Source organism: Natrinema ejinorense (genome assembly GCF_002494345.1).
GTDB classification, from domain to species: Archaea; Halobacteriota; Halobacteria; order Halobacteriales; family Natrialbaceae; genus Natrinema; species Natrinema longum.
Genome location: NZ_NXNI01000001.1, coordinates 3332871 through 3345395 on the forward strand (window position 1 = coordinate 3332871; position 12525 = coordinate 3345395).

15 protein-coding genes are annotated in these 12525 nt (G+C 65.9%); 7 read left to right on the forward strand and 8 right to left on the reverse strand.

From position 1 onward, the window contains the following. Window positions 1-34 precede the first annotated feature (34 nt). Window positions 35-742, forward strand: coding sequence for a ribose-5-phosphate isomerase RpiA (gene rpiA, locus CP557_RS16470; RefSeq protein ID WP_097380905.1), 708 nt, complete (start codon window positions 35-37; stop codon window positions 740-742). Window positions 743-858: 116 nt separating this feature from the next. On the opposite strand, the gene CP557_RS16475 is transcribed toward rpiA, so the two are convergent. Both CP557_RS16475 and CP557_RS16480 read right to left on the reverse strand, forming a co-directional pair. Continuing rightward, window positions 859-1275 carry a hypothetical protein gene (locus CP557_RS16475; RefSeq protein WP_097380906.1) on the reverse strand — a complete coding sequence of 139 codons (417 nt, stop codon included), beginning with the start codon at window positions 1273-1275 and terminating at the stop codon, window positions 859-861. Window positions 1276-1288: 13 nt separating this feature from the next. Next, window positions 1289-1744: a hypothetical protein gene (locus CP557_RS16480; RefSeq protein WP_097380907.1), complete on the reverse strand. Its 456-nt coding sequence runs from the start codon at window positions 1742-1744 to the stop codon at window positions 1289-1291. 121 nt (window positions 1745-1865) lie between these two features. Between CP557_RS16480 and fni the strand changes: the two genes are divergently transcribed. Next, window positions 1866-2927, forward strand: coding sequence for a type 2 isopentenyl-diphosphate Delta-isomerase (fni, locus tag CP557_RS16485; protein ID WP_097380908.1), 1062 nt, complete (start codon window positions 1866-1868; stop codon window positions 2925-2927). A 59-nt stretch (window positions 2928-2986) separates the two neighbouring features. On the opposite strand, the gene CP557_RS16490 is transcribed toward fni, so the two are convergent. Continuing rightward, on the reverse strand, window positions 2987-3154 hold the full coding sequence (locus tag CP557_RS16490; RefSeq protein ID WP_004267503.1) for a DUF1931 family protein: 168 nt from the start codon (window positions 3152-3154) through the stop codon (window positions 2987-2989). A gap of 278 nt (window positions 3155-3432) precedes the next feature. Here CP557_RS16490 and larB point away from each other — a divergent pair, with 278 nt between their 5' ends. The 5 genes from larB to CP557_RS16510 all read left to right on the forward strand — a co-directional run bounded on the left by larB (window position 3433) and on the right by CP557_RS16510 (window position 7471). Then, window positions 3433-4191 (forward strand): nickel pincer cofactor biosynthesis protein LarB, encoded by a 759-nt coding sequence (gene larB / locus CP557_RS16495; protein WP_097380909.1) that lies wholly within the window; start codon window positions 3433-3435, stop codon window positions 4189-4191. A gap of 119 nt (window positions 4192-4310) precedes the next feature. Further along, entirely contained in the window at window positions 4311-4460 is a 150-nt protein-coding gene (locus tag CP557_RS22665) for a DUF7563 family protein (protein ID WP_006184973.1), read from the forward strand. Window positions 4461-4542: 82 nt separating this feature from the next. Beyond that, complete coding sequence (locus CP557_RS16500) at window positions 4543-4791, forward strand: GIY-YIG nuclease family protein (RefSeq protein WP_097380910.1); 249 nt, start codon at window positions 4543-4545, stop codon at window positions 4789-4791. 103 nt (window positions 4792-4894) lie between these two features. Then, window positions 4895-5887 carry a hypothetical protein gene (locus tag CP557_RS16505; protein ID WP_097380911.1) on the forward strand — a complete coding sequence of 331 codons (993 nt, stop codon included), beginning with the start codon at window positions 4895-4897 and terminating at the stop codon, window positions 5885-5887. 189 nt (window positions 5888-6076) lie between these two features. Beyond that, window positions 6077-7471, forward strand: coding sequence for a phosphoglucomutase/phosphomannomutase family protein (locus CP557_RS16510; RefSeq protein ID WP_097381686.1), 1395 nt, complete (start codon window positions 6077-6079; stop codon window positions 7469-7471). A 10-nt stretch (window positions 7472-7481) separates the two neighbouring features. Here CP557_RS16510 and cysE read toward each other — a convergent pair whose 3' ends face one another. The 5 genes from cysE to CP557_RS16530 form a co-directional block, all read right to left on the reverse strand. Next, complete coding sequence (gene cysE / locus CP557_RS16515) at window positions 7482-7997, reverse strand: serine O-acetyltransferase (protein ID WP_097380912.1); 516 nt, start codon at window positions 7995-7997, stop codon at window positions 7482-7484. Window positions 7998-8240: 243 nt separating this feature from the next. Then, a complete protein-coding gene (locus tag CP557_RS16520) occupies window positions 8241-8909 on the reverse strand; it encodes a metallophosphoesterase family protein (RefSeq protein ID WP_097380913.1) in 669 nt (222 codons plus the stop codon). Between the two features lie 159 nt (window positions 8910-9068). Beyond that, complete coding sequence (locus CP557_RS16525; protein WP_097380914.1) at window positions 9069-9659, reverse strand: IMP cyclohydrolase; 591 nt, start codon at window positions 9657-9659, stop codon at window positions 9069-9071. Window positions 9660-10511: 852 nt separating this feature from the next. Next, window positions 10512-10640 carry a hypothetical protein gene (locus CP557_RS23325; protein ID WP_281255569.1) on the reverse strand — a complete coding sequence of 43 codons (129 nt, stop codon included), beginning with the start codon at window positions 10638-10640 and terminating at the stop codon, window positions 10512-10514. Between the two features lie 114 nt (window positions 10641-10754). Then, on the reverse strand, window positions 10755-12407 hold the full coding sequence (locus CP557_RS16530) for a PKD domain-containing protein (RefSeq protein ID WP_097380915.1): 1653 nt from the start codon (window positions 12405-12407) through the stop codon (window positions 10755-10757). Between the last annotated feature and the right edge of the window lie 118 nt (window positions 12408-12525).

The following is a 12525-nucleotide window of genomic DNA, read 5'->3' on the forward strand; positions in this document are numbered from 1 at the left end:
AACGCTTTTGCCGTCGCCGCTCGGTTGGACAGTCATGAAGACGGATGGCGGTTCCAGCGCAGCGAAACGTCGCGCCGGCGAACGGGCGGCCGAGGCGGTCGAGGACGGATTCGTCGTCGGACTCGGTACCGGCTCGACGGCCGCCCACGCGATCCGGGCGATCGGTCGGGCCGTCGACGACGGGCTCGACGTCCGCGGGATTCCGACCTCGTTCCAGTCCCGGCAGCTCGCGCTCGAGGCCGGAATCCCCCTGACGGAGCTCGACGCGGTCGACGGCGTCGATCTCGCGATCGACGGCGCGGATCAGGTCGTCGACGATCCCGAGTCGACCGCCTACGGCGCGCTCATCAAGGGCGGGGGGGCGGCCCACGCACGCGAGAAGCTCGTCGACACGGCCGCGGATCGGTTCGTCGTCGTCGCCGATCCCTCGAAGCTGACCGATCGACTGAACCGTTCGGTGCCACTCGAGGTCCGTCCCGACGCCCACACCGTCACGGCCGATCGGGTGCAGGCCCTGGGCGGCGAACCCACGCTCCGGGACGCCGAGCGAAAGGACGGCCCTGTCGTGACCGACAACGGCAACCTGGTCGTCGACTGTGCGTTCGATCCGATCGACGACCCCGACGAGCTGGCGACGCGACTCTCGAGGAGCCCGGGGGTCGTCGAACACGGTCTGTTCGTCGGGGTCGCCGACGCGACCTACGTCGGCACCGACGACGGCGTCGAGGTCCGTCGGTACTAATTCGGGCCGCTGTCAGTCAGTGCCGGCGACCCCACGACCCGGCTGTGGAGTCGCCGATCGGGACCGCAGACCGTATACCGCGATGTCGCCGACTACGGCCGGCCGGTTTACCGCCGTCAGTCGCGGTGTGCCACGTCCGCGTCCGTCGGCGCGTCGACTCGCCGTGCGAACAGCCCGGCGATCAGGTACACGACGCCGAGCAGCCGCGTCGCGGGCACGACCCACCGTTTCACCTCGAGTTCGTCGGCGTTCTCGTAGGCCAGCTCGAGGTTCAGTTCGACGACCGTTCGCGGGAGGAGTGCCAGCACGAGCCCGTAGACAGCGAGCGCCGTCTCGAGGGCCGTCGGGAGCCCCGCTTCGCGAGCGACCACCCAGCAGAACGCGATCCCCTCGAGTCGAGCCATGGGGAGCGTCCAGGGGCGGAGTCGGCCGGCGTTGGGATTCTCGAACGCGAGTCGTTCGCCGTAGTCGACGATCACTCCGGGGGCGACGATCTCGAGTAGCCCGAACGCGATTACGAGTGTTCGTCTCATCGGGAGGCCCTCATCAGCTCGAGCGGATCCCGAACCGACGCGACGAGCAATTCGAGTCGCCGGCTCCCCCGTCGGGTGTCGGCTCCTCGCCTGTGCTCCGCGAAAGCAGCGTAACGGTCAGGTAGAGCACCCCCAGCAGGCGCGCTGCGGGAACCACCCACGGCTGGAGTTCGAGCGCGTCGGTATCGGCGTAGACCAGGTGCTGGCTGAGCGCGATGATCGGTCGGGGGAGCAAGACGAGCACCAGGCCGGCGAGCCCGAGCATCGCAGTGACGAGCGTCGATCCCTGGCGGCCGCGGACGAGCAGCCAGACGAAGACGAGCCCCTCGAGTCGTGCGCCCGTCAGCGCCAGCGGCCGTCGCTGAGCCGCCGCGGGATTTCGCAGGCCGATCCGCTCGCAGGCCTCGATGACCGGCTCCGGCCTGACGATCTCGAGGAGCCCGAAACCGATCAGGAGCGTGCGTAACATGTGTTGGGCTACCACGGGGAGGGGCAAAAAACTCGAGTCGGAGCCGTGTTCGGAGCGACCGAACCGACGTATGGACACCTTTTCTAGCGTTGTCCCATTCGTCTCCAGAAGAGAGGAATCAATGCCCGAGACATCCAACAGGAAAGACGATCACATCCGTATCATCGAGACCGAAGACGTCGAGACGACCGGTGCAGGGTTCGCGGATATCGAACTCGTTCACGAGGCGCTGCCGGAGAGTCACCGCGACGAAATCGAGACCACGACGACGCTGTTCGGACACGAACTCGCGGCCCCGATCGTCATCGAGAGCATGACCGGCGGCCACCCGAACACGACGAAGCTAAACCGGGCGCTCGCGGCGGCAGCCCAGCGAACCAACGTCGCGATGGGCGTCGGCAGCCAGCGTGCGGGCCTCGAACTCGACGACGGGGACGTCCTCGAATCCTACACGGTCGTTCGGGACGCCGCACCCGACGCCTTCCTCTACGGTAACGTCGGCGCGGCGCAGTTGCTCGAGTACGATGTGGACGACGTCGAGACGGCCGTCGAGATGATCGATGCCGACGCGATGGCGATCCACCTGAACTTCCTGCAGGAGGCCGTCCAGCCGGAGGGTGATATCGACGCCCGTGGCTGTCTCGCAGCGATCGAGCGGGTCGCCGACGAGCTTTCGGTTCCGGTGATCGTCAAGGAGACGGGCAACGGGGTTTCGCGGGAGACGGCGACTCGACTCGCGGACGCTGGCGTCGATGCCGTCGACGTCGCCGGGCAGGGTGGCACGACCTGGTCGGGAATCGAGGCCCATCGGGCGGCTGCGGTCGACGCCGACCGACAGGAGCGACTCGGTCACCTGTTTCGCGACTGGGGTATCCCGACCGCGGTGAGCACGCTCGAGGCCACGGCGGTCCACGACTGCGTGATCGCAAGCGGCGGCGTCCGCTCCGGGCTGGACATCGCTACGGCGATCGCGCTCGGTGCTCGCGCCGGCGGGCTCGCGAAGCCGTTTCTCGCGCCGGCCGGGCAGGGGACCGACGCGGTCGTCGAGTTGATCGAGACGCTCGTCCTCGAACTCCGGACGGCGATGTTCGTCACCGGCTCGGCGTCGATTTCGGAGTTACGAGAGGCCGAATACGCCGTGTTCGGTCGAACGAAGGAGTACCTCGAGCAGCGACAGGACTGACTGGTTTTGCTCGCCGCTATTCGGCGTAGCGTCCGAAAAAATCGCGCGCGGGTCGGCCCTTACAGGTCGCGGGGCTGGACCGTTTTCCGGTCGTTGGCCTCTGCTCGGCGGGCGGCGTCTTCGAGAAGCTCGTCGACTTCCTCGTCGAGTGCGTCGTAGAAGTCCGAGGCGACGTTTTTGTCATCGAGCGCTTCCTTTACGGCGGCTTTGACGATAAGATCTGCCATACGATGTACCCGTTTCCCGTTACTACATATATGTCTTATGGTTAATCCTGGAAATACGGGGGTTGCAGGTGTTGACCCGCCCGTTTCGACACCCAGATCCACCGGAAAGTATTTGTTTGATGAGCGGCCGACCGGACTTTCGGAGCGAGCAGCCACCGGCATTCGGCTCGCGCGCGGGGCTCCGGGGCTCGAACGCACGTTCAGTGATCCCGTGGCCCTCGCTCCGGGGGGCCAATTCGGGTCGACGGATTCGAGTGTGTCGACCGCCGAGGATCGGTATGCGTGAACTCCTCGAGGCCGTCGCCGACGGTTCGCTGTCGCCGGCACAGGCCGAAGCCGAACTCAGGGGATACGTCACCGGCGAGGCGGGCCGATTCGATGCGGCTCGCGACCAGCGCCGCGGCATCCCGGAAGCGATCTTCGCGGCGGGGAAGTCGGCGGAACAGGTCGTCGCACTCGCCGAAACCGCCCTTGAGACGACGGATCGAGCCCTGCTCACCAGGGTCTCGGAGTCGCAGTTCGACGCGCTCGAGACCCACCTCGGAGAGCGGGCTCCCGACGCGACGATCGACCGCCGGGGGACATCGGTCCGCGTGACGACGCCCCACCACGAGCCACCGTCACTCGACGCGACGGTGGGGATCGTCACCGGCGGGACGGTCGACGAGCCGGTCGCCGACGAAGCGGCGGTCGTCTGTCTGGATGCGGGCGCGACGGTCGACCGGGTCGACGATATCGGTGTCGCAGCGCTTTCCCGGACGCTCGATCAACTCGATCGGCTCCGCGAGGCGGACGTACTGATCGTCGCTGCCGGCCGGGAGGGTGCGTTACCCACCGTCGTCGCGGGACTCGTCGACACGCCGGTCATCGGCGTCCCGGTCTCGAGTGGGTACGGTCACGGCGGTGACGGCGAAGCGGCACTCGACGGCATGCTCCAGTCGTGTACCGTCCTGTCGGTCGTCAACATCGATGCGGGGTTCGTCGCCGGCGGGCAGGCGACGCTGATCGCCCGCGCGATTGACGCTGCGCGGGACTGACACGCGTGCCACCTACGGAAAAAATATTTACCGAAGACGAAAAGCCAAACAGTGTATGGAGAAGGCTATTTATTCGTTCACCCGATAGTTCGTAGTACCGGCTCCGGCCGGTGTGACCAATGCCCAAGTGTGACCACTGCGGCGCGCACGTCTCCGAACGGTTCGCACGAGTCTTCGCCGACGAACACGGCGAAATCCACGCGTGTGTCAGCTGTTCGGCCAACGCGGGAATCGCGGAAGCCGCGAAAGAGCGCGCTCGCGGTACCTGAACGCATCGCGACCGATAGCGACCAACAACCACGCGCCCCCACGGACGAGACCTTTTTATGCTCACGGACCCGTCCACCGTCGATGGCCGACCACGTCGTCTACGTCCTCGAGTGTGCCGATAATACCCTCTACACCGGCTATACGACCGACCTCGAGCGTCGCGTCGCCGAACACGACGCGGGTGAGGGCGCGAAGTACACGCGGGGCCGAACGCCGGTCGAACTCCGCTATCACGAGCGATTCGACTCGAAATCCGCGGCGATGTCCCGCGAGTACGAGATCAAACAACTGAGCCGTGGGGAAAAAGCGCGGCTCGTCGGCCTCGAGTGACGTCGCCGGCCGCACGGGGTGCCGTGGTTCGACGCCGTGTCTATTGTATTCGACGCCCGTGTCCGAAAAATAGATGATAGACGGCGATGATAGTTATTGTACGATGGAACTCGACGTCGTCGACGACTTCAAACAACCCGAGTACACCGGCGAGAACCGGTGTGAACCGTGTACCGTGCTGAACCTGAGTATCGCAGCGGTGATCGGCTCCGTCATCGCACGGAAATCCCGACTCGGCGGTGCACTCGCCGTCGGGGTGTCGATCGGGCTGATCTATCTTCGCGGCTATCTCGTCCCCGGGACACCGACGTTGACCAAGCGATACCTCCCGCCCGAAGTTCTGCGCTGGTTCGGCAAGGACCCAGCGCCCGACGTGGCAGGTGGGCTCGGCGGCGTCGACGCTTCGGCGACGGCCGACGCCACTGGCTCCGGTTCCGATCGCGCCGGCGATTCGACCTCCCATTCGGGCGGGTCCGGTACCGTTGCGACGTTCGACGAAGACACTGTTCCCCGGCCCGACGATCCCGCGACCGACGCCGTCGACGAACCGACCGCGACGAACGACGAGCACGCGATCGTCGACCTCGAGACGTTCTTCCTCGACCACGAGGTCCTCGAGCCCTGCGACGAGCGGGACGATCTCTGCCTCACTGACGAGTTCGAGGCCGCCTGGTTCGACGAAATCGAGCCCCTCGACGAGTCGGGCGTCGATGCCGGGGCGGCCGTCGACGCCTTCGGGTTCGAGGCCGACGTCGACGAGTTCGACCTCGTGACCCGCGAGGAGACCCGCGCCCTGCTGTTCCGGTCGACGTCGGCCGGTCGCTGGCCCTCTCGGAGCGCCCTGATCGCGGACGTCGCCGCAAGTCGTGCCCTCGAGACGTGGATCGACGGCTGGGACGCGTTCGATCCCGAGACGAAAGGGGAAGTGCTCAACAGCCTCCGGATGTTCCTCGAGCGGTGTCCCTCCGGCGGCGACGTCCGGATGGGCGAGGAGGTCGTCGAATCCTGCTGTACGTCCCATCAGGTCGTCGCGGTCACCTGTGAGGAGACGGGCGAACGACTCTTCGAACAGTACCTCACCGATACCGACGCCTGATACGGTCTCCTGTACCGATTCCCGTGTAACCGCGACCTGTCGTGGGTTACACCGTCGTGGCTGACGGCGAACCGTCTGCGTGTGCGGGACCGGACCGCCGGGCGGGATGTCGCGGTCGATCCGTTCGATCCCCATCGCGGCGGCTCTCGGCCCATCGCTTTTTTCGCGGCGGCTCTCGACCACTCGAGCATGGAGACGATCAGTTTCGGTACCGACGGCTGGCGGGCGACGCTCGAGGAATTTACGGCCCCCCGCGTTCGGATGGTCGGACAGGCGGTCGCGACGTATCTCGCCGACGAGGGACTCGAGGGGCCGGTCGCCGTCGGCTACGACGCCCGCGAGAGTTCACGCGGGTTCGCCGAGGAACTGACGCGAGTGCTGTGTTCGAACGGCTTCGACGTCCTGCTTTCCGAGCGAGACCGACCGACGCCGCTCGTCGCCCACGCGATCCTCGAGCGGGACCTCGCGGGCGGACTCGTGATCACGGCCTCGCATAACCCCCCGGAGTACAACGGGGTCAAGTTCATCCCTGCGGATGGCGCACCGGCTCTGCCCCCCGTCACCGACGCGATCGCGGATCGGCTGGCCGACCCCGATCCGCTCCCCGAGAGCGAACACGGGAGTGCCCGCGAGGTCGACTTCGCAGACCCTCACGCCGACGCCGCGCTGGAACTGGTCGAGTCGATCACCGGCAGCGCCGACCTGTCCGAACTCGGCGTCGCCTACGACGCCATGCACGGCAGCGGCCGCGACACGACCGATGCCCTGCTCGAGCGTGCCGGAGCCACCCTCGAGCGCTATCGCTGCGAGCGCGATCCCGAGTTCGGCGGCGGCTCCCCCGAACCCGCCGCCGAGAACCTCGAGGACCTGATCGCGGCCGTGACGGCCGACGAGACCGGCATCGATCTCGGGATCGCGAACGACGGCGACGCCGACCGACTCGCCGTCGTTACGCCCGACCGGGGCTACCTCGACGAGAACCTGTTTTTCGCCGCGCTGTACGACTACCTGCTCGAGAACGCCTCGGGCCCGGCGATCCGGACGGTCTCGACGACCTATCTGATCGACCGAGTCGCCGAGGCCCACGGCGAAACCGTCCACGAGGTCCCGGTCGGCTTCAAGTGGGTCGCCGAGGCGATGGCCGACCACGACGCACTGGTCGGCGGCGAGGAGTCCGGCGGGTTCACCGTCCGGGGGCACGTCCGCGAGAAAGACGGCGTCTTGCTGGCGTTGCTCGCGGCCACGATGCACGCCGACGAGCCGATCGACGCTCGGGTCGACCGGCTGCTTTCCGAACACGGCAGCGTCGTCCAGGACAAGATCAGCGTCGACTGTCCCGACAGCGAGAAATCGCGGGTGGTGGCCGAACTCGAGGACGTGATCCCGGAGACCGTCTCGGGAACGGCGGTGGAGGACGTCAACACTGCCGACGGCTTCAAACTGCTGCTGGCCGACGGCTCGTGGCTGTTGGTCCGTCCCAGCGGGACCGAACCCGTGTTACGGGTCTACGCCGAGGCTGCGGACGAAGAGCGGGTACGGGAACTGCTCGAGGCGGGGGAGGACCTGGTCGAACCGTTGGTGTGACCGGCCCCGATCAGTCGACCCGTTCCGCAGGAACGCCGACGACGGTCGCCTCCGCCGGGACGTCCTGTGTGACGACCGAGCCGGCACCGACGGCCGCGTCTTCACCGATCGTGATGTCGCCGAGCAGCGTCGCGTTCGCGCCCAACTGTGCACCGGCATCGACCGTCGGATGGCGCTTGACCGGTTCGTTCGTATCGCCGCCGAGCGTGACCCCGTGGTACATGTGCACGTCGTCGCCGATCTCGGCCGTCTCGCCGATGACCACGCCCATTCCGTGATCGATCGTCACCCGCCGGCCGATGTCGGCGGCCGGATGGATCTCGACGCCCGTCAGCAGACGGACGACGTGGGAAAACAGCCGCGCGAACAGCCGGCCGGCGGGGCCGCCGTTCCAGCATCGATTGGCGAGCCGGTGTGCCCAGACCGCGTGGAGCCCCGGATAACACAGGAGGACCTCGAGCCACCCCTTCGCGGCGGGGTCGCGCTCGCGCATTGCCCGCACGTCCTCACGCACGCGTTCGAACATCGCCCCCCGTCGCAGTTGGTGATACGATTTCGACGCGACGCCGGCCTCGAGGCGACGTGTGAGTCGTCGACCGGCAACACCGGCCTGGGGCGTGTGGCGGCTCGTTCCGGACGATACACGCAGCGTGGCCGGTGGAAACCATATCGGAACGTAGCAGCGGGCCCAGTGTAAAAAGATTCGTTTCCGTTCCTCGCGGCTCCAGGACCCGAGAGCGGATCGGCTCCGTGGATCTCCCCCGTTCGCTCACTCCCCTCTGGCGAGTCGCGTCCCGATTCGCGTCGGCAACCCCGCGTCGTCGACGGCCTCCTGTACCGCGTCGATGTCGTACTCGACGCGGTGGGTGTCGACCGTCAGGCCGTCGAGATCAACGACTGCGTATCCCGCTCGCGGATCCCCGTCGCGAGGTTGGCCGACGCTCCCCGGGTTGACGACGATTCCCTCGGCGAACCGTCTCACGCCCTGGACGTGGGTGTGGCCCAACACCAGAACGTCTTCGTCTCCCAATAGTCGGGGAGAGAACTCTTCTGGGTACGTATACCGGGTGTAGCGGTCGGGATCGTCCGGGTGTCCGTGAACGAGTTTTACCCGGCCATCGCAGGCGAAACGCTCGGTCGGGAGCGAGGACAGCCACTCGAGTTCCTCGTCGGAGAGTTGGGTTTTCGCGTGGTCGACGCCCGCCTTGGCCATGCCGTTGAATCGGAAGGGAGTGTCGCCAGCGACTGCCGCATCGTGGTTTCCCATCACCGTCGGCACGTCCCGCTCGCGCATCTCGTCGACGCAGTCGGCGGGCCAGGGGTTGTAGCCGACGACGTCGCCGGCACAGAGCAACCCGTCGACCGGCGGCATGTCCTCGAGGACGGCCTCGAGGGCGACTCGATTGCTGTGAATATCCGAAACGAGTCCGACCTTCATGCCCGGAGGTAACAGCCCCGAGGCGTTTGTAGGTTTTCCGGCGGTCGTTTCGATTGCTGGCGAAGCCAGGATCTCTTCGGGAGGGGACGACGGTGGAACCACCGGTCACGACCCTCCCGTGATGGTCGGCGGCTGAAAGAGCCGGAACGCAGTCGCTGATCAGTCGCCGTTCTCGATGGCCGTCTCGAACCCGTCGTCGGTCCGGGCGACCCCGGCCGCACAGACCGCGTGTTCGAACGCGAGGTCGTAGGCCTCGCTTGCGGCCGCGTCGGCGCTGTCGGCCTCGAACTCGAACGACTCGGGGGCGTTCTTCTCGTAGGTCGCGACCAGCGTCGGCTCGTCGACGGTTTCGACGACCAGCGCGTCCTTGCGAACGGTGCCGATCAGCGCCTCACCGTCGCCGCCGATCGTCGCCGCGATGCGTGGCGTGTCGTAGTCGTCTTTCTCGTAATCCAGCGCCAGCAGGCTCTCCGCCAGCGCGTCGCGAGCCGGATAGCCGAGCTCGAGTTTCTCCGCGATCGGATCGACGTGCGAGCCGTTGCCGAACGCAGCCGTTTCGCCCGTCGGCGTCTCGACGACCCGCAGACAGTTGTAGGACACGTAGGGGTTGTCCGTCTCCGGGGCGTCCGCCGTGGGACCGACGGTGAGCGCCTCGTCTCGAGCGGTGATCTCGCGGTTCGGGAACGACCGTGAGGAGACGCGATACGCGCCACCCTCGGGGCCGACGACGACGAATCGTCCGACGTACATACTCGGGGGTGCGCGGGTGAGGGGAAAAGGAATGTCGGTTCGCACTCGAGGGGCGCGGCTCGCTGTTCTCGCCTGGCCGTCATACGATCCGCCGTCGACCGACGACGTCGTGATGGCCATGTGAGTTATGATAATTGGTAAGTTGAAGCCCAGGCAGTATTGCTAAATTTGTGCAATAAACTTCGGACCACGACTGAGTCGTGATGCTACAGCCGTCGGATGGACGTACCGATCTAATCGCTGTAGTATTCGGCCACTCGGCCGACGAGGACGATCATTCCGATATCGGGCGCACGGTTCGACTACACTCATCGAATCCTGATCGAACGTGAGTGCGTCCCTCGAAGTCCGTATTGGATACTCATACCGTGCCGGAGTGGCAGTCGGAGGAGAGACGCAGTCTATATTGGGGGAATTTTGCACTACTATCCGAGATACTGGTCGGAATGGTGAATCTAGTTACAGTCACTAGCGGCGGTGTGACGGCAGCTCGTGCGCGAACTCCAGCCAGCACTCCGAGATACTGTACAACCGCGACGCGATCGCAGCGGGCCACCGGCGACGGACGTTAGGCGTCGATTCCGTCTACCTACATAACACTCCTGTGCCACTTTGGCAGAAGTATAGAATTTAAGTCACCCAGTAGCACCCCGAGAGCCGCGTTCGCTTCTCGAGGTCGGAGTCCGCATCTTCGACGGTATCGTTTGAATCGGTCGTCCGCTTTCGGCGGCATCCGCGGCAATTCGACGTCGTCCCTCTCGAGTGGCGCTCGGCGGCCAGGACTCCGTGAACGGTCGAAAACCGACGCAACACGTACGAAATACAGTTGTCGAGCCGGATCGCAGCCTCCAGCTACGACCGGTATTTCCCCATCCGAACCGCGCGTTCCGAGCGCCACGTGTTTCGGAGGGCCGTCGCCGATCGACTGACGAGCGCGTTCGTGAGGGCGGTGCTGGGCTCCGTTGCGTTCTCGTCCGGCATATCTATTTGAATTCCGACAGTCATTGGAGTTCGACACTTGGTCGAATCGGCTACCGAGTCTCATCGGACGACGTAGCCGACCCTCCTGCAAACTGGACCGGACCGATCCGGCTCTCAGTTCGCAACCCGGTTCGTGAGTTCGATCGTCTCGACGAGTTCGGTGTTGCGCTCGATGTCGAGGTCCTGTCTGAGTTCGACGTGGCACGTCTCGACCATCGTGTCGACGAGGCGCTGCCGTTCGTCGTCGCCCTGATGGCGTCCGGCCAGGTTATCACCGGTGCGGACCTCGAGCGACCAGTACTGGCCGGGGTAGGCCGTCCGGAACATGTACGGCGAGTCGTGGAACGCCAACCGGATAGCGAACGCCGAGAGATCGACGTCCTCACCCTCGTACCGCTCGGGCATGTGCTCGTCGCCGAGCACGACTTCGATGATGTCACGCTGTGGGTGACCGACGCCGGGTTCCGGGCGCTGTTCGTTGTTGTAGTGACCTGCGGACATCGTCTTGCCGTACTTCGACGGGCCGACCCACCAGATGACCGCCCCGTCGAGGTGGTAGGGTACCGAGCTGGTGTTCTCGAAGACGAGAACCTGATGCCCGCTCCAGCCGTCGGCGTGAACTTCCGCTGTGACTTCCATGGGCGCGTTCGCAGTGAACCCGTCGCCGCCCAGCGGGTCGCCGGTCACGGGATGGACGTCGTTCGCGATGGTATCGAGCAACTGATTGTCGTGGTTGTACAGGATCTCGTCCGGGAGGGAGAAGTGGGAGTCCCAGTCGTCCCGGTGTTGTGGCTGGTTGTGGACGGCGTCCCGTTCGGCGACCTCCTCGTCTGCCTCGCCGATCGCGTCCGTGGGCCACTGTGGCTGGACGAACGTGGACGGATCGTTGGTCGCTGCAGTCGGGCCGGCCGTTTGATCCCACGCCACGCTGCGGCCGCTTCCCTGGAACGTCGGCGTCTCCGTCTCCTCGGGCAGCACCGAAAGCCACGGCAGAAGCTGTGAACTGGCGTGTCGGGGAAGGCCGGCGTCGTCGAACTGCTGGACCCACGGGAGCGCCTGCGTGCCCAGCGATCCGAACTCGAGGGAGCCGTCGTCGACGTTGTTTCGAATCGCGTCCGTGTCCGCACCGTAGTCCGATGCGTCGTCCGGCATCCAGTTGTCGAACAGTTCGGGGACGTACCGCTCGTCGTAGTCCCCGTAGAACTCGGCGATCGTGGTATCGGCCGTGATATCGTCGGGATCGGTGTCTCGCTCTTCGACGTTGACCGTGGTACTCGCGGCGTCCGTGCGCCCGTCGGTGTCGGTGACGACGAGTTCGACCCCGTACTCGCCGGCATCGTCGTAGGCGTGCTCGACCACGTCGCCGGCAGCTTCGGTGCCGTCGCCGAAGTCCCACTCGTAGGCGTCGATCTCGCCAGCCGAGTCGGTGGCGTCGAACACGACCGGCTCGGTCGGTGGGACCGGCGTCTCGCTGACAGCGATCGACGCCGTCGGCCCCTCGGGCGGTTCCGGGTCCGGGTCCGGGTCGTCGGGTGCGTCCTCGATGCGTTCCCAGGGACCCCACTCCCGCGAACCGGGTTCGTTGCCGCGGGTCCACCACTGGGCTTCCCAGACGGCCCCGTCGTAGACGACCCGATCACCATCCGTGTAGACGGTATCGGGGTCCCACTGGGGCGGCGATTCGGTCGCACTCACCGTCGTTGCGCCGGCTAGTCCGGCGGTGAGCGTTGATACTGTGCGAAGCAGAGTGCGGCGTGTCGGTTTCATTGTCTGTTGGTTGCGACTGTATCTTTCGACCGTCCCTCGAGCGACGCGAACGGTAGTACCCCGCGAAAGCGTACGACTCGAGGTCCGGCATAATATTTAGTACAGGGTTATATAATAC